The sequence below is a fragment of the Anaerolineae bacterium genome (genome assembly GCA_016931895.1).
Lineage (GTDB): Bacteria > Chloroflexota > Anaerolineae > 4572-78 > J111 > JAFGNV01.
In genome coordinates this window covers 31,227-55,287 of sequence record JAFGDY010000188.1, presented here as the reverse complement: position 1 = coordinate 55,287, position 24,061 = coordinate 31,227, and the positions used below count along the sequence as shown (strand labels likewise).

The window sequence follows — 24,061 nt, the reverse complement described above, 5'->3', positions numbered from 1 at the left end:
CTGACCAAGCTCATCATCGACAGCGAAACCGAACGGGTGCTGGGCGTCGGCATTGCCGGGCCGGGCGCGGGCGAGTTGATTGCCGAAGGCGTGCTGGCCATTGAAATGGCCGCGCTGGCCTCGGATGTCAAATTCAGCATCCACGCCCACCCCACCCTGTCGGAAACGGTGATGGAGGCGGCTGAAGTGTTTTTTGGGCGGAGTACGCATGTCTATCGCCCTAAACGAAAACGTTAAGTCCAAACCGGAGCAGCCATGAAACTCTACAACGCCCTCACCCAAAACATTGAAACGTTTACCCCCCTTCGCCAGGCGGTCACCATTTACGTGTGCGGCATCACGCCCTACGACACCACGCACCTGGGGCACGCCTTTACCTACGCCGCTTTTGACATCCTGATCCGTTACCTGGAACAGCAGGGCTACCCCGTGCGCTACGCCCAAAATGTCACCGACATTGACGACGACATTCTGCGTAAAAGCCAGGAAGTGGGCGAAGCGTGGGACAGCCTGGGCAATCGTTGGACCGCTCACTTTATTGAGGATATGAAAAACCTGAACGTGCGCCCGCCGGATTATTTCCCTCGCGCCACCGACGTGATTGGCGATATTATTGCCACCGTGCAAAAACTATTGGCCGCGGGTGTGGCTTACGAGTCCGGCGGCAATGTTTATTTTTACATAAATTCCTGGCCGCAGTACGGCCAACTGAGTCGCCTTGACTGTGACGAAATGCTGCCCATTGCCAACGAGCGCGGCAACAAGCCGGATGATCCCCACAAACGCGATCCCATGGACTTTGTGTTATGGCAAGCCCAGGCTCCGGACGAACCGGCCTGGGAGAGTCCCTGGGGGCTGGGCCGTCCCGGCTGGCATATTGAGTGTTCTACTATGTCCACCCGTTTTCTGGGCGACACCATTGATATTCACGGCGGCGGCGGCGACCTGATTTTTCCGCACCACGAAAGCGAAATTGCTCAAGCCGAACCGCTCATCGCTGATCCGGCAAAAACGCCCTTCACTCGTTTCTGGCTGCACACGGCGATGGTGCATCACGATGGCGAGAAGATGAGCAAGTCGCTGGGCAACCTGGTGATGGTACGCGATCTGCTGCGAACTTGGTCGTCTGATGCGCTGCGACTCTATATGGGTAATCATCACTACCGGGAGATTTGGAGTCACAACGAGACCGAGCTAAAACAGGCAGCGGCCCTGGCCCAAAAGTTGCGGGCGGCCGTAGCCGTTTCTGGCGGCCAGGGCGAGACCCTAAACCCAATCGCCGCCCAAACAACTTTTGATGAGGCGATGGCCAATGACCTGAACACGTCTGCCGCCCTGTCCGCCTTAGAAAATTTAGCCGACAAAATCCTGGCGGCTAACAGTCAAAACGTAACTGCCGCCCAACAAGCCTTGCGCCAGATGAGCCACATCTTTGGCCTCCGCTTGGATGCAACCGAACCCGAACCGCGAGTAACAACCGGCTGGAATGAACATCTTAAGCGTTTTCGATAAATTCACCGCTTGCCAAATTCAGGCTTTTACCAACAAGGCCCTAAGATTTTCTAAAACCCTTGGGGCTTTTGGGGTTATCCCCCTGCTGGCCATGCTTATTCTGACTGCCTGCCGGTCTGCCTCCCCTGCGCCTGTTGCGGCCCCACCCGCTGAGTCATTGCCTTCTGCTCAACTCGATCCCTCCATCCCCGCCGCAATCTTGCCCCGGCCTTCTGTCTCGCCATCCCCTTCCGTTGCCTCACCATCGCCTCCAGACGGCGTAGTCACGTTGGGCCTGGTGGGCCGGCCGCAGAGCCTCAACCCCCTTCTTGAAAACAATCCGGCTCTCCGCGAATTATCTCCCCTATTGTTTGAGACCTTGCTTCAGGTTGACCCGCAAACGGCTGAATTACAGCCCGGCCTGGCCCAAAGTTGGGAATACACCAACCAGGGGCAGCGAGTTGTGTTTCACCTGCCGGCCGGGCTCAAGTGGAGCAACGGCCATTCGCTCACCGCCGCCGATCTGGTCGCCGGCCTGGAAGCCACCCAACATCCCGCGCTGCTGGCCTTCAGCCACCTGAACGCCCCTGATGATGAAACCTTGGCCCTGACCTTTATTGACCTTGACTGCGCCGCCGTGACCGCCCTGGCCCAACTGCCCCTTTTGCCGCCCGCGGAAATTACCGCCACCATTCCCACCGGCAGCGGGCCTTTTATTGTAGCTGACCGGTCGGAGAACAGGCGCACGCTCACCCTGGCGGCGAATCCACATTATCATGGTTCCCGTCCCGGTTTGGATAAATTGGCCATTCGTTTCTTACAGGCAGATGAGATTCCCGTCGCCCTATCCGAAGGCCAATTTGATCTGCTCGGCCCAATTCAGCCTGTCCTCGCCAATCCGCCGTTAGACATTGATCCTTCCCAATTCACCATTCACCATTACCCTGCCCCGCAGGTGGTCTATATTGCCCTTAACTTTGCCCCGCACAACGGCGACCCCCTTGCGCCCGAAATCCGCCAGGCCCTGTTGCTGGCCCTGGATAGAGAGGCAATTTTAAGGGAATCGCTGGGCGACAACGGCCAACTGCTGGCCGCTTCCCTGTTGCCCGGTCACTGGGCGGCTAATGAGGCGCTGCCCCCGCCTCCCTACGACCTGGCGGCGGCCCGCGCTCTATTAACCGAAGCCGGTTTGCGCGACAACGATGGCGACGGCTGGCTCGACCGGCGCGGCCAACGGCTGGAGTTGTCAATCCGGTTGAACGGCAAAAACCCGTTGCATCAAAACCTGGGTTGGCTGGTTAGCAGCTATTATCGAGATTTGGGCCTGTTTGCCCGCGCCGAAAGCGTCCCTTTTGATAGCATCGTGGATGATCTGTTCACCCACGATTTTGACCTGGCTTTGTTCAGTTGGCCCATCCTACCCGATCCCGACCAGCGACTCTACTGGTATTCTACGGAAAACACCGAAGGTATCGGCCTTAATTTTACCTCTTACCATAATCCCGAACTGGACGGATTGATAGACGCTGGCCGGGCTGTGCCTGGTTGCCGGCCGCAAGATCGGGCCGGTATTTACGCCGACATTCAACAGATTTTAGCCCGGGATCGCCCGGTTGACTTTTTGCTGGCGCCGAGGAAACAGGTTCTGGTAGGCAGTCGTTTGCATGGGGTCCGGTCCGGCCCCTTTGCGCCGTTTACCTGGAATGTAACCGATTGGTGGTTGGAGTGAAGCGTCAGTTAGAGGGGGAATTTGGACCCCGTAGCTGGGCCTGTCCCGATTTTTAGCCCAAAAGGTAGAGCAGGACATTGTCCTGTCCCTCTCGCCAAAATTTTGGAAGGCGCCCCCCGTGGCTCCTTGCGCTTGCCCAAAATTGTAGACCGCCTATAATACGCCAAATTCATCATTTCTGATCACGCAAAGTCGCCAATACGCGATGACGGAAACGTTTGTTGCGTTTTTTGTTTTTTGGCGGCTTTGCGTTATTTTTGGAACCAACAGCTTTGCAGACAGTCGGGAGATAAAGATGAACTATTCCAAAACACTCGCCGCCCCGGCTAATTTCTGGCGCGCTCGCCAAACCCTGCTGGCCGAAATCATTTTCATCGTGGTTGTCTTTTTTTGGGGCATTACGTTTGTTTTTAGCAAAGGGGCTTTGCAGGTGGTGGGGCCTTTTGCCTACAACACCTTACGGATGGTCTTGGGCACGGCGACCCTGGCCTTATTTGTGGGGCGCGAGTGGCGCCAGGTGAACCGGGCTTATCTCTGGCCCGTGGTGATAACCGGCGTCATCCTTTTTTTGTCTTACGCCACCCAGGCTTACGGCATCCAGTTCACCACGGCCAGCAAAGCTGGTTTTTTAACCGGCACCAACTTGGTGTACGTTCCCATTTTTTCGGCGCTGCTGCTGCGCCGGGTGCCCAGTTGGACCGCCATCGCCGGGGTGGTGCTGGCCTTTGGCGGATTGTACCTGCTTTCGTTTGAAGGGCCATTAGGGAACCCGGCCCCGGCCCCCGGAGATTTTTGGGTAGCCTTGAGCGGCATTGGCTGGGCGCTTTACGTGATCGCCTTGGCTCATTACTCGCCCCGGCTGAACGTGATGATTTATGCCACGCTGCACGTAGGCATGGCGGCTTTGTGCAGCGGCATTGGCTGGCTGTTTTCTGCGGAGCCGTTAACGTTGCCCCTCGCTTCGGCGGCGCTGTGGTTGGGCGTCCTCAGCACCGGCGTGATTGTTATTGGGCTGGGCACCAGTGTGGAAACCTGGATCACCCGCCTGGTCTCGCCCACCCGCGTGGCCTTGATTGTTGCCCTGGAACCGGTTTCTGCCGCCCTGGCCGGCTGGTGGATTGGGGAAACCATCACCCTGCGTATCATTATTGGCGGCGCATTGATCATTATCGGCATGCTGGTGGCCGAGATGAGGTATCTCCTCAAAGGGGGGCAACGTTAATGACTGAAATCCAAACCCAACGCCTTAAACTTATCCCCTTAACTCTGCCTCAGTTACGCCTTCTTCCCATTCATTTCCGGCAACTCGAGCAAGATTTGGGTTATGCCATTGCTTCAGACAATGTCAATGATACGGTTTGTCGCGCTATTGACATCAAAATATCAAAAATGACTCATGCTGACGAGCGAGATCATCATTGGTATACCTACTGGCTGATTGTGATTACCGCTCAAGCCTGCGGCGCAGGTTTGGCCGGATTCAAGGGGTATCCCAACAAGCAAGGAGAGGTCGAGATTGGCTATGGCATTGTATCCGCTTTCCGCAACAAAGGCTACATTACCGAGGCGGTACAGGCCTTAATTGCCTGGGCATTTCAATATCCTTGCTGCGCAGTGGTTAAGGCCGAAACCGTGGAGCCAAATCCTCCTTCGCACCGGGTTTTGGAAAAAGTGGGGATGCATGTTTACAAAGAAACAGACAAAGCTTGGTGGTGGAGAGTAGAAAAACATAAAGCGTGAAACATAAATTTTTCGCTTCACGCTTTACGATTTAGTATTATTGAGGAGCGTTACTTTATTATACTCTTTTAGAAAAGTTGGCTTTGGTATACTGCCCGCTCATCGTAATCTCAAAACTTTGGTCCAAAAATTCCATCTTGTAAACACCGGGTTCCATGGCGTAAATCTCAAAACCGCCCTGGCCGTATTCCGGCTTGCTGCCGCTGATCACGCGCTCTACCGCGCCGCCGGGCCGGGTAATGGTAATCTGTTCGTTGGCCAGGCCAATATTGCCCACTAATAGGGCCAGGCCGGGGCCTCGTTCAATTTTAACCTGCCATTTTTCCTCAACCGGCGGAAGGGCGATCTCAATTTCAGGCTCTGGCTCGGTTTCAAACGTTGTTTCAAACGTTGTCTCTGGCGGGGGAGCCGGGCTTACTTCCTCGCCGTGGGGAATTTCAAAATCGGCCACAGGCCCGGCCAGGTTGTCAATTTCCGCATCGGCGTCTCGATCAAGTTCGGCGGCCGGCTCAATGCCGGTTGTGGCTATCACTTCGGGTTCAATGTCGGGGATCTCAAAATCAGGAACAGGCGGGATGGAAGTTACGGTGGCCGGCCGGGGGTCAATCTCGATGGGCCGGGCCGGCGGGAAAGAGGTGCCGGTTAGCGGTCGGTCAAGGCTTATCTCTTCCTGGAACGCCTCAATACGCTCCATAATTGGCCCCAGGTGTTCAAAAGTATCCCATCGTTTTAAGCCGGACGCGCCGGTCACAAACAAACAAGCGCCCATTACGTAATCGTCTTTCATTAACTCGCTGTTGTACCACAACAGGCTTTGCCAATAATCGTCAACGGGAATGGGCGTGGGCGCAACGCCGCCGGGAATGTCGGGGGGCACGGTCAAATCTTTGGCCCAGGGGCCGATATCCTCGCCCCACCATACCCCCTGGGTCATGCCACATTCGGTAATGATGCAGACGTGTTGATTGCCGTATCTCTGGCGGATACCCTCGTTCATGATCCGCCGGTAGCGCAGGCAGCGCCACATGCCATCGTTGCCGCGCCCTTCACCCACGCCGGGCACCAGATTCTCCGGTTCATCAGGCCCTTCCAGCCCAACCCGGTGCAGCCGATCCATCGTCGGCCAGTCATACTCATGGAAACCCAAATATTTGTAAACTTCCAGCGTGCCGGGATAAAGCCTGAGCCACTGTTCTCCCCGCCCGTTACCCTGACCAAAATTAAAAGCGATTGGTTCAAAACCCTCGCGCCGCATCTTTTCGCCAAAAGCCACTTGATATTCGTCAAAGAGTTTATGGGTGTCATCGGGAGCGTTTTCCGGGAAGACCTCGTTCAACGATTCCCAGGCGTGAAAAATCGGCCGGCCGTTAAAGTGGTTGATGGTTCTATTGACTTCTTCCCGCAAAATTCTTTCGGCCATCTCGACGCCTTTTTGTGTGGCATGCTGCGGATGGCCGCCGCTGAGTTGGCCGTAGTCTTGGGGGTCAACAAACAAACGGCCAATCAGAAAAATATCTGGGATTTCTTTTCGAAACTCTTTCATCACCTCAACGCTGAAATCGAGTGTTTTTACCACTTTGGGCCTTACCCGAAGCACAGCCTCAAACGCATCTTGCCGCGGGCCGGTAATGTGAAAACCAAATTTGTGATTATAAAACGAGTCAAACTGATGATACTTTTGATTGTACATTCTTCCGCTCCCTTATTTCGTGTTACGTAAGCTCTTTGGCCTGTTTTAAGTATATCTTAACATTGTGAGTAATGATAACACGAGGCAGGGGACGAGTCAACGAAGACACAGTATCACAGGTTGTTGTCAAGGGGATTTAAAAAGATTTTGCCCAGAGGTTGGTGGGAACGCCCAACCTCTGGGCAGAAAGAAGGAAGGAGATGCGCGAGGAGTTACTCGCGATTTATCGCTTACAGTATACAACGAATGTTCTTTTTTGACATCGGCCAACAGGCGATTCTTTATGGTAAGGGCCATGAGCCGCATGGCCTACGCAATTTGACCTATCCGGCCCTCTCCGGTCACTTTTGCCCCTTGCTCATATTTGGGCTATGATTCCATCGGTAGGGTTGGGGAATTGTTCCTACTCAGCCCCATGTCATTTCGAGGCCGTAGGCCGAGAAATCTCCTTTTTCAAGGAACGGTTTCAAGGAGATTTCTCGCTGCGCTCGAAATGACATGCTTGAGCAGTTACGGGGAATCTTAAGTTGTGGAGTTGTACGTGAATTCAAAACATATAAACTTGCCGGCCTGGGTTGTGGCCAATGCCTGGCGAGAGATTTTTGCCCGTGTTTTTGCCCAGGTAGAGACAAAGGTCAACGTTTCTCCCGACTGGTTGGTCAACCCGGCCACAAACCGCCGGCTTAAATTGGACCTGCTTTATCCAGAAATTGGGGTGGCGGTGCGCCTGGAAGGATTGTCGGGCAAGCGTCGCCAGCGCCTCAGCCTGGAAGAGGAAGAGCAAGAGAAAATTCGCCTTCAAGCCCGGGCCGAGGTGTGCCGAACGCGCGGTATTGAACTGATTGTGGTCAATGTTGGCCACGACCCCCAGGCCGTTTTTGGAACCATTGACCTGGCCTTGAGCCGGGCCAAACAACGGGCCGCTAAAGCGGAAGTATCTCGCCAGATCGGCCGGGTCCGCGCAGAAGCAGCCAATCTTTCTCGCCGGATCAAGAGCGAACGCGATTTAAACCTCTACGCCGAGTTGTGGCAGGACCGCTTGTATCAAGTGCCGGAGCCAGGCCAAACGGCTGCGCTTGCCAATGTTGCCAAGGTCTCTTTTGTGGAGGGGATGGAGGTGGAACACACGATTTTTGGGCCAGGGGTGGTGTTGGCTGTTACGCCCAGCGGCGATGATACCCTGTTATCGGTTGATTTTGTTACGGCCGGCCCAAAAACGCTGGCAGTCAGCCTGGTTGGCGATAAGTTGACTCCGCGATAGAATTTTCAGTTTGGGGGATGCGTCTTAAAAATTTGGCAGTTAGGACAGAATATTGTCTCGATCCTACGGCCTAAAAATCGGCGCAAACCCTGAGTTGGAATCATTATTGACACCCCTGTCGGTCAGCATTATAATGCTGGCAAGGTATCCCCTTAAAATTATGATTTAGTTCCGATGTTGGGGCTTTCGGATTTAGCTGTTATTGGCGCCAAACCGCCCCCTGCAATCCACCCAGGGGGCTTTTTTGCAAGATTTATTCATTAGGGACCAAACAATGTGGCAAGTTTACCATACCCCTCATACGCTTGAGGAAGCCTTAAAGCTTTTAGCCAAACATCAGGCCGAGGCGCGTCTCGTCGCCGGCGGCACCGATTTGCTCATTGAGCTGGAGCGCGGCCTGCGGTCGTCCAAAGTGGTTATTGATATTTCCCGTATTCCCAGCCTGGATGTTATCACCCAAGATGAGCAAAAACTCATCCACCTGGGACCGCTGGTCACTCATAACCAGGTGGTCGGTTCAGAGGTTTGTTTTAGCCGGGCTTTTCCGTTAGTGAAAGCATGCTGGCAGGTGGGAGCGCCGCAAATTCGTAATCGCGGCACCATTGCCGGAAATCTGGTAACAGCCTCTCCGGCCAATGATACCATTACCCCGCTCTGGGCGCTGGGCGCAAAAGTAACTCTCCAGAGCGTGCGCGGCAGCCGTACCCTAACCTTTGTCGAATTTTTCCAGGGAGTGCGCCAAACGGCCCTTGAGCCGGATGAAATGATGGTGGATATTGTTTTTCCGGCTATGGAAAATTACCAGATTGGCACCTTTCTCAAGTTGGGTTTGCGCCAGGCTCAGGCTATCTCGGTGGTGAACGTGGCTGTAGTGCTTACGATGCTGGCCGACACAATCACCCAGGCGCGGGTAACGCTGGGCAGTGTAGCCCCAACCATTATTCGCGCCGGGGATGCCGAACGTTTTTTGACCGGCAAAGTGCTGACCCGCGAAGTGATCACTCGCGCCGGGGCGTTGGCGGCTCAAACCATTACCCCCATTAGCGATATCCGCGGCTCGGCGGAGTACCGGCGTTATATGACCGAGGTGCTGACCCGCCGCGCCCTTGAGGAATTGTGCGAGGGCACCGAGCAGGATGCAATGCCGCCCAAACCCGTAATGTTATGGGGCAAAACCTATGGCTATTTTCCAACCCTGCATGGCGATAAAACGGTAACGCACACTGAAACAGGCGATGAGCCGATTGTGACCACCATCAACGGGGAGATGCACACTATCCATGGTGCCGCCGACAAAACCTTACTGCGTATGCTCCGCGAAGATGTGGGCTTGATTGGCACTAAGGAAGGCTGCGCCGAGGGCGAGTGCGGCGCTTGCACCGTTTTCCTGGACGGTATCGCGGTGATGAGTTGCCTGGTGCCCGCGCCTCGCGCTCACGGCAGCAAAATTATCACCATTGAGGGCCTGACCGACGGTGACAAACTTCATCCGGTGCAGCAAGCCTTTATTGATGAAGGCGCGGTGCAATGCGGCTATTGTACCCCCGGTTTTATTATGAGTGGCGTTTCGCTTTTGGACGAACGAGACCGTCCCACCCGCGACGAGTTGAAGCAGGCCATCACCGGCAATTTGTGTCGCTGTACGGGTTATTACAAAATTTTGAAAGCATTGGAAAAGGCCGGTGGGCATTAATCTTAACAGGTAGATGACTTATGACTGACAAATACATCGGCAAATCTGTCAAACGGGTTGACGCCCTGGGCAAAGTGACCGGTCAAACCCTGTACCCGGGGGACCGCAACTATGAAGACGAACTGTGGCTGAAAGTCCTGTTTGCCCGGCGGCCCCACGCCCGGGTGGTCAGCATTGACTCCAGCCAGGCCGAAGCCCTGCCCGGCGTAATGGGGGTGCTCACGGCTAAAGATGTTCCGGTCAATCAATATGGCCTGCAAATCCCGGATCAGCCGGTTTTATGCGGCCCTGGCTCCAACAAAAAGGGCGGCGACATTGTTCGTTTTGTGGGCGACCAGGTGGCTCTGGTCATTGCCGAAAGCGAAAAAATTGCGGCGCAGGCCAGAGATTTGATCAAAGTGGGGTATGAAGATTTACCCATTGTTGACAATCCCCAGGAGGCTATGTCCGGGCGCGCTCCCCAACTTCACCCCAACGTGCTCAACAACATTGCCGATTATAAATCCATTCGTAAGGGCAATCCCAAATCGGTGTGGTCTCAATGCAACGTGGTGGTTGAAGATGTTTATCACACGCCGTTTCAGGAGCATGCCTATTTGCAGCCGGAAGCAGGCTCGGCCTATATTGACGATGACGGCGTGATCACGGTGTACTGCGCCGGGCAGTGGACCTGGGAAGACCAGCAGCAAATTGCTCACGCTTTGGATCTGCCGCCGGAGCGAATTCGGGTGGTTTACGACGCCATCGGCGGCGCTTTTGGCGGGCGCGAGGACATGAGCGTGCAGATTATCTTGGCCCTGGCCGTGCTGCGGATGCACGAGAAAAACGGCAACAAACGGCCCATCAAAACTATCTGGAGCCGGGAAGAGTCCATTATTGGCCACTGCAAACGCCACCCCATGACTATCAAGGCCAAATGGGGTGCCAAAGCGGACGGCAAACTGCTGGCGGCGGAGATAGAGATTATCAGCGACGCCGGTGCCTATATGTACACCAGTAACAAGGTGTTGGGCAATGCCGTGGTCACCTCCACCGGCCCCTACGAAATCCCCCACGTTAAAGTAGACGCCTACGCGGTGTACACCAACAACCCGGTAGGCGGAGCGTTTCGGGGTTTTGGCGGCCCGCAGGCTCATTTTGCCGCCGAGATGCAAATGAACAAACTGGCCGAAAAAGCAGGGCGAGACCCGGTGGAGTTGCGGCTGAAGAATGTTCTGGATGGCGACAAACTGCTGGCCGTAGGCACCACCATTCCCGGCGGCGTGAGCCTGGACAGAGTCATCCGCGAGACGGCCTGGAAATCGAACTGGCACTATCGCGGACCGCGCGGCGAAAATAATCCCGACTACCCGGAATCTTTGCCTCGTTTAGCCAAGGGGCAGGGCTTTGCCGCCGGATTTAAAAATATTGGCTTTAGTTTTGGCTATCAAGAAAATAGCTGGGCCGAAGTAGAATTACAGGGTGACACCGACATTGAAGTAGCCATTGTGCGCCTGGCCGGGGCCGATGTAGGGCAGGGCCATCATACCGTAATGGTCCAGATTGCCGCTGAAACCCTGGACATCGAGCCGGAAAAAATCAAGTTGGAGGTATCCGATACCGCCTTCACCCAAAGCTCCGGCAGCGCCAGCGCTTCCCGGCTCACCTTTATGGCCGGCAATGCCGTTAAAGAAGCGGCCGAGTTTGCCCTGCGCAAATGGCGTTCTGAAGAACGCCCGGCGGTGGCCGAAGCCACCTGGCTGGCGCCCAAAACCACGCCCCTTGACCCCAAAACCGGCTACAGTGTCCCCAACTTTGCCTATGGCTATGCGGCCCAAATGGCCGAAGTGACCGTTGATACCGAAACCGGCTTTATTACGGTCAACCGCGTGGTCTGCGCCGACGACGTGGGCAAAGCCATTAACCCGGACCAAATCGCCGGCCAGATTGAAGGAGCCATTGTGCAGGCCCATGGTTATGCCGTGTTAGAGGATTTCCGGGTTGAAAGAGGCGAGATCCAGACCCCCCATTTGAGCACTTACCTCATTCCAGGGGTGTATGATATTCCCAAGCGGGTCGACTCGATTATTATTGAAGAGGCGCATCCCAATGGCCCCTATGGCGCGCGCGGTATGGCCGAGATACCCTATCTGCCTTATGCCGCCGTAATTGCTGCCGCCGTGTTCGACGCCATTGGCATCTGGTTCAACGAATTCCCCCTGACCCCCGAACGGGTGCTGCGTGGATTGGGTAAAGTGAGAAGCAGAATTTAGCGAATAGCAAATAACAGATAACCACAACCGTCTACAGCCCGTAATTTGTAATTTGCAATTTGAGATTGAACAATGCCTTATTGGAAAAACTATCATACCCCTGCTTCCATCGAAAAAACGCTTAACTTATTGGCCCAATATAACGGCCAGGCTCGCGTGGTGGGGGGCGGGACTGATTTGATTCTAGAGATGCAACAGGGGCATCGTCCGCCGGTTGAGGCGCTGATTGACGTGACCCGGATTGCCGGGCTGGATCGGATTGTTGAAGAAGCCGGATACTTGGTGATTGGGGCCGGAGTCACCCACACCCAGATTGTGAGCGATGAGCGCATCGCCCGCTATGGCACTTGTCTGGCAGAAAGCTGCGGCGTCATTGGGGGGCCACAAGTGCGCAATGTGGCTACGCTGACCGGCAACGTGGCCCATGCCCTGCCTGCCGCCGACGGAACCATCAGCCTGCTGGCCCTGGCCGGTGAAGCCCAGGTTGCTTCGGTAGACGGTTTGGCGTGGGTCTCTCTAGCGCAGATATTCTTGGGGCCGGGCCAGAGCGCTGTTGACCCCAGCCGGGCCTTCATTACCCGGCTGCGTTTTAAACCCACCGGCCCCAACGAAGGCTCCGCCTTCCGGCGGGTCATGCGTCCCCAGGGCGTGGCGCTGCCCATCATCGGCATGGCCGTTCGTTTAAAAGTTGAGGCCAATGTTATTACCTCTGCCCGCGTCACCATTGGCCCGGCCGGGCCAACCCCTTTTCTGGCTGAAAAAACAATGGCTTTTCTACGCGACAAACCGGCCACCTTTAACACTTATGCTATTGCGGCTGACGTGGCCTTGACGGAGGCCAACCTGCGGGCCAGCCACCACCGGGCTACCCTGGAATACCGCGCCGAAATGATTCGGTCCCAACTTCCCAAAACCCTGGCCAAAGCGGCCGAAAGAGCCATTACCGGCCAAGCTGTGCCCGAGGGTGTGGGATTGTGATAAACTTTTAAACATACATAAGGAATTTGATAAGCATGAATATACGACCCCGTTTACAATTTTTGTCTCAAGAAACTGTGGAGCGTGTTGTCGGCGAGGCTTACGATTTATTGGCCGATCCTGGCGTGCGCGTTCACTCAGCGCGCGCCCTGCGCCTTTTGGCCGACCATGGCGCAAAGGTGGATTTTCAAACGCGTGTAGCCAGCATCCCGGCCAACATGGCCCGTCTCGCAGTTGAAACGGTTCCCTCATCATTTCATCTGTACCACGCCAACGGCCAACCGGCGGTGCATTACGGCGACGACGACGTGCAATTTGACCCCGGTTCGGCCGCCATCGAGATTCTCGATCATGGGGCCAATCACCAACGCGAGCCGGTCACGGCCGACTGCGTGCGTTTTGTCAAGCTAACCGAGGGCCTGGACGCCCTGGATGCCGTGGCTACCTCTCTTATTTGTACCGACGTGCCCCAGGAGATTGGCGATTTGTACCGCCTTTACCTGGTTTTGCTTTATAGCCAAAAGCCAATTGTCACCGGGGCGTTTGCCGTAGACACCTGGAGCGTGATGAAGGATTTGTTGGTGGCAGCGGCCGGAAGTGAGGAAGCCCTGGCCGAAAAGCCCCGGGCCGTTTTTGACGTTTGCCCCTCACCGCCGTTGTTGTGGTCCGACATTACCTGTGAGAATCTGATGGACTGCGCTCAGTACCGCATCCCGGCGGAATTGGTGAGCATGCCGCTTTCCGGCGCAACCGGCCCGGCCACTCTGCTGGGGTCAATTGTCCAGCACGCGGCCGAGAATCTGAGCGGTATTACCATTCACCAACTGGTCAATCCCGGCGCGCCGATTGTGTGGGGCGGCTCGCCCGCGGCCTTTGATATGCGCACCGGCACCACGCCCATGGGCGCTATTGAGACCATTATGATTGACTGCGCTTACAACCAGGTGGGCAAACACCTGGGCCTGCCCACCCACGCTTATTTGGGCATGTCTGACGCCAAAGTTGTAGACACCCAGTGCGGCTTTGAATCAGGCATTGGCGCGATGTTAGGCGCCTTGGCCGGAGTTAATATGATCTCCGGCCCCGGTATGCTCAACTTTGAGAGTTGTTTTAGCCTGGAGAAACTGGTGATTGACGCCGAAATTGTGGGCATGGCCAAACGCGCCGTGGCCGGGATAACCGCGCGAGAAACACCCCTGGCCCTGGATCTGATGCGCCAGGTGGGACACGCCGGCGATTTTCTGACCACAACGCACACCCGCCGCTGGTTCCGCGAGGAATTGTTCATTCCCAGCGCCGTGGTAGACCGCGATTTCCGCCGCAATTGGGAGGCCAAAGGTGGCCTGGATACCGCCGCCCGCGCCCACCAACGGGTTAACGAAGTTGTGGCCGCCTACGAGCCAAAAGAACTCCCGCCCGAAATTAGCCGCGAACTTGAGGCGATAACCCTGCGGGCCGCTCAAGCTGCCGGGCTGGACCGCTTGCCTGAGCGCAACTGACCGATCCTAACTGCAAAATGTAAAAAAGAGGAACCTAAAATGAACGAAACTTTACAACAATTACAGCAAGCCGTTATTGCCGGCCAGCCCGAGCAGGCCCGAGACTTGGCCGCGCAGGCCCTGGCCGCGGGAGTGGCCCCGCTGGCGGCCATTGAAGCGGCGCTCACCCCCGGCATGCAGGTTGTGGGCGAGCAGTTTGAATGTGGCGATTACTTTATTCCAGATTTGATGATGGCGGCCAAAGCCATGCAAGAGGCAATGGCCGTGTTTGAACCGGCGCTGTTGGCCCGCCGGGAGCAGCGCCAAATGGCCGGCATTGTGGTTATTGGCACCGTGGCCGGAGACATCCACGAAATCGGCAAAAGCCTGGTGGCCACCATGCTTGGCGCGTCGGGTTTTAAGGTGTACGACTTGGGGGTAGATGTGCCCGCCGACAAGTTTGTGGAGCAAGTGCGAGAAACCGGGGCCAACGTGGTGGGGCTATCGGCGTTGTTAACCACCACCATGCGTAACCAGCAAACCGTTATTCAGGCGTTGCAGGAAGCCGGTTTGCGCGAGCAGGTTAAAGTGATCATCGGCGGCGCCCCGGCCAGCCCCGATTTTGCCCGCGCCATCGGCGCTGATGCCTACGCCGAGAACGCTAACGAGGCGGTGGGAGTGGTGAAGGCGTTATTGGGCATTACTCAGGAACGCAAACTATGACGTAATTTGAGCAGAATCCACTATTTAAATTTCCCCAGGGAGAATATTATGGCAACCGCAATAGAAGAGTGGAAACGAGTCAGCCAGGCGCTTGATGCGGCTTTGGTGAGTGTTCAAAAAGAAGCTACTGAAGGCGGCGGGCAGACGTTTCAACTTGCTTCAGATCGGTATATCATCTTTTCCGACCATCATAAAGGCGCGCGCAATAGGGCCGATGATTTCCAGGTTGCCGAGCGTGCCTATAATGCGGCTTTGGCTTATTATTACCGGATGGGTTATACCCTGGTGGTGATGGGTGACGTTGAGGAGCTATGGGAGGAAAGGCCGGCGGCGGTGTTGGCCGCTTATGAATACACTCTTAAGCTTGAGGCTCGTTTTCATCGGCAGGGCCGTTACGTGCGCATTTGGGGCAATCATGACGACATCTGGGAAGATAAAAAAACGGTGGCCCGGTATTTGCAGCCCCTCTTTGGCCCGCCCATGTTAAAAGTGCGCGAAAGCCTGCAATTAAAAGTGATGGATGGCAGCCAGGAATTGGGTATGCTGTTTCTGGCGCATGGGCATCAGGGAACGTTGGAAAGCGACCGTTTTACGTTTGTTTCAAAGTTTTTTGTGCGCAACGTGTGGCGTCCCGTGCAGCGTATCACCGGGGTTTCCCTGAACACCCCGGCCCAGGATTGGCAGCTTAGATCGCAGCATAATATTGCCATGTATGCCTGGGCGGAGAAGCAGGATAAATTGGTGCTCATTGCCGGCCACACGCACCAGCCTGTTTTTAAATCACAGTCCCATGAGGCCCAAATTATGCACCAACTGGCTGAACTCGAGGCCAAAATTGCCGCTGCGCCGGCTGATGAGACGCAGCAAAAAGAAAAAGATCAGAAAAAAGCCGGTTTATTGGCGGCTGAATTGGAATGGATCAGGGCGCAGGAAAAACAAAAACCCAGACCAGAAGCAGAGGCAGTTCAAAAGAAACCTTGTTATTTTAACACGGGCTGTTGTAGCTTCCGCGATGGGGATATAACCGGCATCGAGTTGGCCGGGGGTGAAATTCGTTTGGTGCGCTGGCCCAATGATGAAAAAGAGCCTGAACCAACCGTTTTGGCCCGGGCCAATCTTAAAGATGTATTTTAAGACCCGTTGAATAGTACAACGGGATTTTGCTCAATCTTGGCTTTTTAAACAACGATGTAAGAGACTCTTCACTTCGCTATGCTCCGTTCAGCGTGACTTGTTGCCAGGGTCTTGTTGTAGTAATAGGATGGCCTTAAAAGTGCGCGTTGCCTGGAAAGTCTTTAAATGACGTGTAGACCCCATCTTTGCTGTGGGTCGGCAGTAGGCTTTGGGATAGAATTTGACTACGTTTGTCGCCGAACCATGCCCCACAAAAAGGCTATGGCGGCCAGGAACATAAATGTACCGCCAAGTATTCTATCCTGGCCCTGAATATAAAAGCCACTTCCCGCCAGCAGTAGCCCTACCGCTGCCACTACCCAAACCAGGCGGTTAATGGACTGTTCTAAACGCCGGATGGTTTTGCGGGTGTCGGCGGCCAGAGAAGCCTGCACAATTAAATTGCCTCGCCGGGCCTGCATCAGCACTTCGTCAACCTGGTTGGGCAGGCGAAAGGCAAGTTGGCCCAGGGAAACAAATTCCTGCAACCATTCCTGCCAGCCTTGGGGTAATTGCTCGGCGGCCAGGCGCTCGGCAAAGGGAATGGTTTCAGCCCAGGGGTCAAAGTTGGGGTCCAAATTGGTGGCCATGCCGGAGAGAATGCCAATGGCCCGCATGATAAAAAGCATGTCCGCCGGAAATTGAAACGGGGCTTCGTAAACAATATCCCGGTACTCATTTAAAAAATATTGCATTTCAGTAGCGGCCAAATCTTTTACCTGGCCCATGCGCACACCCCACAAACGTTGCAGCATATCGGTGGTGGCTTCTTCAATCCGTTTTAAATCCGTGCCGGGCAATAATATCCCCGCATCGGCGTAGGCTTGCACTACTCGATGCGCATCGCGGGTGCCAATGCCAATGGCGTAATCCTTCATGGTCGCTCGCAGCCGCTCCGGGATGACGGCCACCATCCCAAAATCTACAAAGGCAATTTGAAAGGGGCGTCCGGCCCGGTAAGGCACGGGGTCGGCGGGCGCAAAAGTCGTGATCCCGGCGGAAATTTCATCAGGCGTAGGCAGGGGTTTAACAAAAACGTTGCCGGGGTGGGGGTCGGCATGTACAAAATTGGTGACAAAAATTTGCTGTAGGTAAATATTGTAAAACTTCCGGGCCACATCCGGGCGACGGATGCCGGTGGCTTCGATCCCGGCCAAATTATCAATTTTGATGTAGGCCACATTTTCCAGGGTGAGGGTGCGGGCGGCGCTGTACTGCCAATAGATTTTGGGGATGTAAACCTGGGTGTCGTTGGCAAAATCTTGGGCAATGCGTTCGGCATGATGGCCTTCGGCTTCAAAGTCCAGCTCGTTTCGGGTAATGGTGGTAAATTCTCGGGCCAGCCAATCCAGGTCAACCCGCTGACTGATGCGTTTGTAGAGTTTGAGCCAGCGCAAGGCCAGGGCAATTGCGGCCAGGTCTGTTTCAACCAGCACGTCAATGCCGGGTCGTAGCACTTTGACCACAACCTCTTCACCCGATGCAAGCCGCGCCAGGTGAGCCTGGGCTAATGAGGCCGCGCCTAATGATTGGGGCGACATCCAGGTGAAGATTTCAGACATAGGCCGGCCAAAATCTTCTTCTAGCTGGGCAGCAATATTTTCAAACCGATCCGGCGGCACTTCATCCCGCAGACCGGCCAATTCGCCGGTCACTTCAGCCGGCAGCACGTCAACCCGAATGCTGAGAAACTGGCCCAATTTGATCAACACGCCGCCCATCTCTACGGCCAAGCGCCGGTAGCGTCGGGCTATCTTTTGCCAGCGCGGCAAGGGTTCGGGGCGGAACCAGCGCAGGATGGGCCGATTGAGTACAATATCCCACCAAACAACGTGCAAAAATGCTCTGGCAAAAAACCAACGCACTTTACGGTACCGCCGCCAATCTATTTTGGAATAGGTCGGTTTGTCGCCGGATGCCTGGAACATCTGGCCCAATTGGCGGTGTAAATCTTGCTGAATTTCTTCCGGGGTGCGCGGTTGCGGGTTAGCCATGGGGCAAGTCACTTTCTGTTAAAATTATGAACCATTATAGTGAATTTAGGGTTTGTTCACAAAGTTATGGTATAATTCAGGATACTCAGTAAAGTAAAAGGTTGTCATAGGCCTCAACTTCACCATCAATAATAAAGAATTAAACATAAATGCTCTAATTTGCAATTTGTTATCTACAGGAGACCTTTCATGAAACGTAAAACATGGTATTGGATTATTGGCCTGGCCCTGGCCGGCTTATTGATTTGCGGCGGCGTGGTGGGCCTGGGCGTGTGGGCGGCCAACACTTTTGATAGCAGCGGTCCGGCCTTTGGCGATGCCGTGGCCATTGTGCGGGTTGAAGGCGTTATCTCGCCGGGCGAAGCGCCCCCGCCTAATCCCTTTGGCGGTAGTACCGGCGCGGCTTACAGCCAGCAGGTGATTGATTATCTCAAAAAGGCAAATGAAAATGAGTCCGTTAAAGCCGTGATCCTTTTTGTAGACAGCCCCGGGGGCAGTTCCTTTGCCTCTGATGAAATTGCCCTGCAAATCCGCCAAATGGACAAACCCATCATTGCCGCGATGGGCAGCATGGCTGCTTCCGGCGGCTATTATATTTCTGCGCCTGCTGACGAAATCTGGGCCAGCCCCCACTCTCTCACCTGCTCTATTGGCGTGATCAGCCAGTTTCTTAACGTGGCCGGTTTTGCCGAAGAGTACGGCATTACTGCCGTAACCATTACCAGCGGCGAATACAAAGACACCGGCAACCCTTTCCGCGAGTTCAGCCAGGCGGAAAGAGCCTTGTGGCAGGAAATTGTGGACGAGATTTACGTTGAGTTTGTGCAAGTGGTGGCCGAGGGTCGCCAGATGAGCGTCGAAGAAGTCCGCCAGATGGCCGATGGCCGTATTTGCACCGGCGCGCAGGCCAAAGAAATGGGCCTGGTGGACGAGTTGGGCTATCTGCCCGACGCTATTGACCGCGCCGCCGAATTGGGCGGCATTGAGGGCGAACCGCGCCTGATTGAATACAAACATACGCCTACGTTTTGGGAAGCATTAGGAGCCAGCGTTTACCGGCCCAGCCCGGTGGCCGAATTGCAGCAGTTGCTCCATTATCACGCCGGATCGCCGTTGATGTACTTGTACGTGGGGCCATAAACTTGAGATGATTCTGCCAGGAGAGAATACCTATGCGCGCCGTAGACATTATTGCCAAAAAACGAGACGGATTGGAACTGACCGGCGACGAACTGAAGTTCTTTATTGACGGCTATACCAGGGGCGATATTCCCGACTACCAGGCCAGCGCCTGGTGTATGGCGGTATTGCTCAACGGCATGACCGCCGCCGAAGCCACCGCCCTTACCCTGCACATGGCTCATTCCGGCGATACCCTGGATTTGCACGCCATCGCTCCCCTGGTGGTGGACAAACATTCTACCGGCGGCGTGGGCGATAAAACCTCGTTGGTGGTGGCCCCACTGGTGGCCTGCCAGGGCTTGCCGGTGGGCAAAATGAGCGGGCGCGGGCTGGGCTTTTCCGGCGGCACGTTGGATAAATTAGAAAGCATCACCGGCTTCAAGGCCAACCTGAGCAGAGCCGAATTTGTGGACCGGTTGGCCCAACATGGGATTGTGATGGCCGGCCAAAGCGCCGACTTGGCCCCCGCCGACGGTAAATTTTACGCCCTGCGCGACGTGACCGCCACCGTGGAGAGCCTGCCCCTGATCGCGGCCAGCATTATGAGCAAAAAGATCGCCGCGGGCGCAGACGCCATTGTGCTGGACGTTAAAGTGGGCCGGGGCGCGTTTATGAAAACAGAGACCGAGGCCGAAGAATTGGCCCGGCTGATGGTCAATATTGGCCAGGGCGTGGGGCGCAAAGTGGCGGCGGTGTTATCGGATATGGACCAACCCCTGGGCGCGGCCGTGGGCAATGCCCTGGAACTGCGCGAGGCCATAGAAACGCTGCGCGGCAGCGGCCCGGCCGATTTGCGCCAGCATTGTTTGACCATTAGCGGCAAAATGATGGAATTGGCCGGTCGAGCAGCCAACCTGGCCGAGGGTCAAAAAATCCTGGCCCAGGCGCTGGACAACGGGCGGGCGTGGCAAAAGTTTATCGAGTGGATTACGGCCCAAGGCGGCGAAAAAAGCCAACTGGAAAATCCCGACACGCTGCCCACCGCGTCCCTGATTGAAACGGTCAAGGCCCCGCGGGGGGGCTACATTGCCGGGCTTGACGCGGCGGAAGTAGGCAAAACCGGTGTGGCCTTGGGTGGAGGCCGGCAAAAAAAGGGCGATCCCATTGACTACAGCGTGGGCCTTATCTGTCACGCCAAAATTGGGACAAAATTGTCTACCGGCGGCCCCCTGTTTACCATTCACGCCAACGCGCCGGAAAAATTGGCCGCAGCCAAACAACAATTACTGGCCGCAGTTAGCTGGAGCGAAACGCCGGTAGACATACCCCCCCTCACTTTGAAAGTTATTGAGTAAAAGAGAGCTGTGAAATCTCTGTTACGGCGTCAACCCTATCAGAAATCACCCCGCCTTAACCCGCCTCCTCTCACGTCGCGGGATTTGATGAGCAATGTACTCCGTCATCCTCTCCTGTTTGCCGGCCTTATTGTTATCACCGTACTTGTTTTTGGCACTGCCGGTTATATGCTCATTGAAGACTGGCCGCTGCTTGATTCCCTTTTTATGACCATTATTACCATGAGCACCATTGGTTACGGAGAGGTGAGAATTTTGTCACCGGCGGGACGTGTATTTACCATCGGTCTCATTGTCATCGGCGTTATCATTGCCTCTTACGCCGTGACCACCATCATTGAGTTATTTACGGCACAGGGATTAATGGAACAAATCCGTTATCGCAGGAGGCGCAGAGAATTGGATAAAGTTTGTAATCATTGCGTGATTTGTGGTTTTGGCCGTTTGGGTCGCAGCCTGGCCAGGGAGTTGCAGGTTCGCGGCTGCCCCATCATAGTGATTGACATTAATGAAGAAACGGTGGAAAGATGCCGGCAAATGGGTTTCCTGGCCATCCTGGGCAATGCTGCCGATGAGCATATTTTGGACGAAGCCGGCATTGACCGGGCCAGGTCTTTGGTGGCCGCCGCCAATTCTGACGCGGAGAATGTTTTTATTGTTTTAACGGCCAAAAGCCTGAACCCGAATTTACAAATTATTTCTCGTTGCAATTCAGAGCCTTCTATTCCCAAATTGGAAAAGGCCGGGGTTAATACGGTTATTTCTCCCCACGCTATTGCCGGCCGGCGGATTGCCCAATTGTTGACCCGCCCCAACGTGCTCAGCTTTTTAGACGGCATCCTTGAATTTGGCGACCACCAGATGCAACTGGAAGAATTCATTATCGGTGAAAAATCGCCCCTGGCCGGCCTCACCTTACGCGAGGCTAAATTAAAAGTGGCCGTGCTGGCCGTTACCCATCCCGAACAAACCCTGCTCACGCATCCCAATGCCGATACCAAGCTACTGCCCGGAGCCGGCATTATTGTGATGGGCATAGAGCAAGAACTGCACAAATTGGCCGAACTGGTGAAGGGTTAAGGCTGCGTCTCAAAATTTGGCAGAGAGGCAGAACATTGTCCTGTTTCTACCTGCCGGCCTAAAAATTGGATCAGGCCCAAGATAACGGTTTTTGGTTTTTGTTTACATTCCTCTAATGTTCCTCTAGCGTAATTCTAACATTTATCGGTTACAATAAACCCGGATTTGATTAAATGTCAGATAATTCTGGAGAGCCTATTGCGTAAGAACGCAAATTTGTTTATTTCTACCTCTTGGCTCAAACAAATCGTAACCGACAAAATTAAGGAGGTAATAACCAATGAGTAAAATTATCGGAATCGACTTGGGTACAACCAATAGCGTGGTGGCCGTGATGGAAGGCGGAGACCCGGTGGTCATTCCCAATGCCGAAGGCGGTCGCACCACCCCCAGTGTGCTGGCGTTCAATAAAAACAAGGAACGGCTGGTGGGTCAAACGGCCAAACGCCAGGCCGTAACCAATTCCGACAACACCATCTACTCGGTCAAACGTTTGATTGGCCGCAGTTATGAAGATACCGAAATTGAACGGAAGATGTTGTCTTACCAGATTGAAAAAGGCCGCGGCGGCGACGCGCGGGTGAATATTCCCATTACCGGCAAAAAACACACCCCGCAGGAAATTTCAGCTATGATTTTGCAAAAGCTCAAAACTGATGCCGAAGCCTACCTGGGCGAGCCGGTCACCGAGGCTGTTATCACCGTGCCGGCCTATTTTAACGACAGCCAGCGCCAGGCCACCAAAGACGCGGGCAAAATTGCCGGCCTCAACGTGCGGCGTATCATCAACGAGCCGACGGCGGCAGCCCTGACCTACGGTTTGGATAAGAAGGAGAATGAAACCATCCTGGTGCTGGACCTGGGCGGCGGTACTTATGACGTGAGTGTATTGGAAGTGGGCGACGGCGTTATTGAGGTGAAGGCTACCAATGGCGATACGCACCTGGGCGGCGACGACTGGGACCAGGCCATTGTGGACTGGCTGGTGGCGGAATTCAAAAAAGAACAAGGCATTGATTTGAGCCAGGATAAACAGGCGCTGCAACGCCTGAGGGAAGGCGCCGAAAAGGCCAAAATTGAATTGTCCACGATGATGGAAACCGAGATCAATCTGCCCTTTGTTACCGCCGATGCCAGCGGTCCCAAGCACCTGCAAATCAAGTTGAGCCGCAGTAAGTTTGAGCAACTCACCAGTCACCTGCTGGAGCGGGTCAAAGGTCCCTTCCACCAGGCGCTCAAAGATGCGGGCTTAAAGGCCAGCGAGATTGACGAAGTGGTGCTGGTGGGTGGTTCGACCCGCATGCCCATGGTGCAGGAATTGACCCGCCAATTGACCGGCGGCAAAGGGCCGCACAAGGGCGTTAACCCGGATGAAGTGGTGGCCATTGGCGCGGCTATTCAAGGTGGCGTATTGGCCGGGGATGTAAAAGACGTGCTGTTGCTGGATGTGACGCCGTTGAGCCTGGGCGTGGAAACCCTGGGCGGGGTGATGACGCGCCTGATTGAGCGCAACACCACCATCCCTACCCAAAAGAGCGAAATCTTTAGCACGGCCGACGACAGCCAGACCGCTGTGGACATTCACGTGTTGCAAGGCGAGCGACCAATGGCGGCGGACAATATGACCCTGGGCCGCTTCCGGCTGGAAGGCATCCCGCCTGCGCCGCGTGGCATCCCCCAGATTGAGGTCCGCTTTGACATTGACGCTAATGGCATTTTGAATGTCAGCGCCAAAGATAAAGCAACCGGCAAGGAGCAGAAAATCACCATTACCGCCAGCACTAACTTGAACAGCAGCGATATTGACCGGATGGTCAAAGAGGCCGAGCAGCATGCCGACGAAGACCGCCGCCACAAAGAGTTGATCGAGACCCGTAACCTGGCCGACAACCTGGTATATCAGGCCGAAAAGTCGCTGCGCGATTTGGGTGAGCAGGTTGACGCTTCTACCCGGGCCGAGGTTGAATCCAAAATTGAGGCGGCGAAAAAGGCCCTGGAAAGCGACGATAAAGAGCGTATCACCGCGGCCGGCCAGTCCCTGCAGCAGGCCATGATGCAAGTAGGCCAGGCGGCCTACCAGCAAACCCAACCCGGAGCTGCGGCCGGCGGCAATGGTCACAGCGGCTCGCCCCAGAGCCAACCCACTGATGAAGACGTGGTGGAAGGCGAGTTTAGTGAAGCTTAAACAACTGCCTATACGGCACAAAGGCGGCACGTTAACCAACGTGCCGCCTTCTTTTAATCTGAAAGAGTTGAATTTAAGCGAGCTTTGTGGTATGTTTTGTTCAACCAATAAACAATT

General features: G+C 55.0%; 18 protein-coding genes. 16 read left to right on the top strand and 2 right to left on the bottom strand.

Annotated features, from left to right (window positions below):
• The 5 genes from JW953_14030 to JW953_14010 all read left to right on the top strand — a co-directional run.
• A partial coding sequence (locus tag JW953_14030) for a dihydrolipoyl dehydrogenase (GenBank protein ID MBN1993814.1) occupies positions 1-237 on the top strand: 237 nt, incomplete at its 5' end.
• An 18-nt stretch (positions 238-255) separates the two neighbouring features.
• Positions 256-1,512 (top strand): cysteine--tRNA ligase, encoded by a 1,257-nt coding sequence (locus JW953_14025; protein MBN1993813.1) that lies wholly within the window; start codon positions 256-258, stop codon positions 1,510-1,512.
• Positions 1,487-3,220, top strand: a complete 1,734-nt coding sequence (locus JW953_14020; protein ID MBN1993812.1) for a peptide ABC transporter substrate-binding protein — start codon at positions 1,487-1,489, stop codon at positions 3,218-3,220. Before JW953_14025 ends, JW953_14020 begins: the two co-directional genes overlap by 26 nt.
• Before the next feature lie 295 nt (positions 3,221-3,515).
• On the top strand, positions 3,516-4,442 hold the full coding sequence (locus JW953_14015; GenBank protein ID MBN1993811.1) for an EamA family transporter: 927 nt from the start codon (positions 3,516-3,518) through the stop codon (positions 4,440-4,442).
• The gene (locus JW953_14010) at positions 4,442-4,960 is read left to right on the top strand and encodes a GNAT family N-acetyltransferase (protein ID MBN1993810.1); all 519 of its coding nucleotides are present in this window, start codon (positions 4,442-4,444) and stop codon (positions 4,958-4,960) included. Before JW953_14015 ends, JW953_14010 begins: the two co-directional genes overlap by 1 nt.
• A 58-nt stretch (positions 4,961-5,018) precedes the next feature.
• Here the strand turns inward: JW953_14010 and JW953_14005 are convergent, their stop codons facing one another.
• Entirely contained in the window at positions 5,019-6,650 is a 1,632-nt protein-coding gene (locus JW953_14005) for a hypothetical protein (protein MBN1993809.1), read from the bottom strand.
• Positions 6,651-7,191: 541 nt separating this feature from the next.
• On the opposite strand from JW953_14005, the gene JW953_14000 reads away from it, so the two are divergent.
• From JW953_14000 to JW953_13970, 7 genes are all read left to right on the top strand, one after another.
• The gene (locus tag JW953_14000; GenBank protein MBN1993808.1) at positions 7,192-7,911 is read left to right on the top strand and encodes a hypothetical protein; all 720 of its coding nucleotides are present in this window, start codon (positions 7,192-7,194) and stop codon (positions 7,909-7,911) included.
• Positions 7,912-8,185: 274 nt separating this feature from the next.
• On the top strand, positions 8,186-9,604 hold the full coding sequence (locus JW953_13995) for an FAD binding domain-containing protein (protein MBN1993807.1): 1,419 nt from the start codon (positions 8,186-8,188) through the stop codon (positions 9,602-9,604).
• A gap of 20 nt (positions 9,605-9,624) precedes the next feature.
• Positions 9,625-11,856 carry a xanthine dehydrogenase family protein molybdopterin-binding subunit gene (locus tag JW953_13990; protein MBN1993806.1) on the top strand — a complete coding sequence of 744 codons (2,232 nt, stop codon included), beginning with the start codon at positions 9,625-9,627 and terminating at the stop codon, positions 11,854-11,856.
• Between the two features lie 72 nt (positions 11,857-11,928).
• Positions 11,929-12,834, top strand: a complete 906-nt coding sequence (locus tag JW953_13985; protein MBN1993805.1) for an FAD binding domain-containing protein — start codon at positions 11,929-11,931, stop codon at positions 12,832-12,834.
• Between the two features lie 35 nt (positions 12,835-12,869).
• Entirely contained in the window at positions 12,870-14,333 is a 1,464-nt protein-coding gene (locus JW953_13980; protein ID MBN1993804.1) for a trimethylamine methyltransferase family protein, read from the top strand.
• Positions 14,334-14,372: 39 nt separating this feature from the next.
• Positions 14,373-15,035, top strand: coding sequence for a corrinoid protein (locus JW953_13975; GenBank protein MBN1993803.1), 663 nt, complete (start codon positions 14,373-14,375; stop codon positions 15,033-15,035).
• Positions 15,036-15,083: 48 nt separating this feature from the next.
• Complete coding sequence (locus tag JW953_13970) at positions 15,084-16,169, top strand: metallophosphoesterase family protein (protein ID MBN1993802.1); 1,086 nt, start codon at positions 15,084-15,086, stop codon at positions 16,167-16,169.
• A gap of 224 nt (positions 16,170-16,393) precedes the next feature.
• Here the strand turns inward: JW953_13970 and JW953_13965 are convergent, their stop codons facing one another.
• A complete protein-coding gene (locus tag JW953_13965) occupies positions 16,394-18,202 on the bottom strand; it encodes an AarF/ABC1/UbiB kinase family protein (GenBank protein ID MBN1993801.1) in 1,809 nt (602 codons plus the stop codon).
• A 189-nt stretch (positions 18,203-18,391) separates the two neighbouring features.
• Here JW953_13965 and sppA point away from each other — a divergent pair, with 189 nt between their 5' ends.
• The 4 genes from sppA (at position 18,392) to dnaK (ending at position 23,944) form a co-directional block, all read left to right on the top strand.
• A complete protein-coding gene (gene sppA / locus JW953_13960; protein MBN1993800.1) occupies positions 18,392-19,342 on the top strand; it encodes a signal peptide peptidase SppA in 951 nt (316 codons plus the stop codon).
• Between the two features lie 32 nt (positions 19,343-19,374).
• On the top strand, positions 19,375-20,679 hold the full coding sequence (locus tag JW953_13955; protein ID MBN1993799.1) for a thymidine phosphorylase: 1,305 nt from the start codon (positions 19,375-19,377) through the stop codon (positions 20,677-20,679).
• 9 nt (positions 20,680-20,688) lie between these two features.
• A complete protein-coding gene (locus JW953_13950) occupies positions 20,689-21,759 on the top strand; it encodes a potassium channel protein (GenBank protein MBN1993798.1) in 1,071 nt (356 codons plus the stop codon).
• A gap of 280 nt (positions 21,760-22,039) precedes the next feature.
• Entirely contained in the window at positions 22,040-23,944 is a 1,905-nt protein-coding gene (gene dnaK, locus JW953_13945; GenBank protein MBN1993797.1) for a molecular chaperone DnaK, read from the top strand.
• Positions 23,945-24,061: the final 117 nt, after the last annotated feature.

What these genes read in the sequence shown, in the direction of transcription:
- JW953_13955 (MBN1993799.1), top strand. Translation starts at nt 19,375, where the DNA reads ATGCGCGCCGTAGACATTATTGCCAAAAAACGAGACGGATTGGAACTG.
- JW953_14025 (MBN1993813.1), top strand. Translation starts at nt 256, where the DNA reads ATGAAACTCTACAACGCCCTCACCCAAAACATTGAAACGTTTACCCCC.
- dnaK (MBN1993797.1), top strand. Translation starts at nt 22,040, where the DNA reads ATGAGTAAAATTATCGGAATCGACTTGGGTACAACCAATAGCGTGGTG.
- JW953_13990 (MBN1993806.1), top strand. Translation starts at nt 9,625, where the DNA reads ATGACTGACAAATACATCGGCAAATCTGTCAAACGGGTTGACGCCCTG.
- JW953_13975 (MBN1993803.1), top strand. Translation starts at nt 14,373, where the DNA reads ATGAACGAAACTTTACAACAATTACAGCAAGCCGTTATTGCCGGCCAG.
- JW953_14005 (MBN1993809.1), bottom strand. Translation starts at nt 6,650, where the DNA reads ATGTACAATCAAAAGTATCATCAGTTTGACTCGTTTTATAATCACAAA.
- JW953_13980 (MBN1993804.1), top strand. Translation starts at nt 12,870, where the DNA reads ATGAATATACGACCCCGTTTACAATTTTTGTCTCAAGAAACTGTGGAG.
- JW953_13995 (MBN1993807.1), top strand. Translation starts at nt 8,186, where the DNA reads ATGTGGCAAGTTTACCATACCCCTCATACGCTTGAGGAAGCCTTAAAG.
- JW953_13970 (MBN1993802.1), top strand. Translation starts at nt 15,084, where the DNA reads ATGGCAACCGCAATAGAAGAGTGGAAACGAGTCAGCCAGGCGCTTGAT.
- sppA (MBN1993800.1), top strand. Translation starts at nt 18,392, where the DNA reads ATGAAACGTAAAACATGGTATTGGATTATTGGCCTGGCCCTGGCCGGC.
- JW953_14020 (MBN1993812.1), top strand. Translation starts at nt 1,487, where the DNA reads ATGAACATCTTAAGCGTTTTCGATAAATTCACCGCTTGCCAAATTCAG.
- JW953_13965 (MBN1993801.1), bottom strand. Translation starts at nt 18,202, where the DNA reads ATGGCTAACCCGCAACCGCGCACCCCGGAAGAAATTCAGCAAGATTTA.
- JW953_13985 (MBN1993805.1), top strand. Translation starts at nt 11,929, where the DNA reads ATGCCTTATTGGAAAAACTATCATACCCCTGCTTCCATCGAAAAAACG.
- JW953_14015 (MBN1993811.1), top strand. Translation starts at nt 3,516, where the DNA reads ATGAACTATTCCAAAACACTCGCCGCCCCGGCTAATTTCTGGCGCGCT.
- JW953_14010 (MBN1993810.1), top strand. Translation starts at nt 4,442, where the DNA reads ATGACTGAAATCCAAACCCAACGCCTTAAACTTATCCCCTTAACTCTG.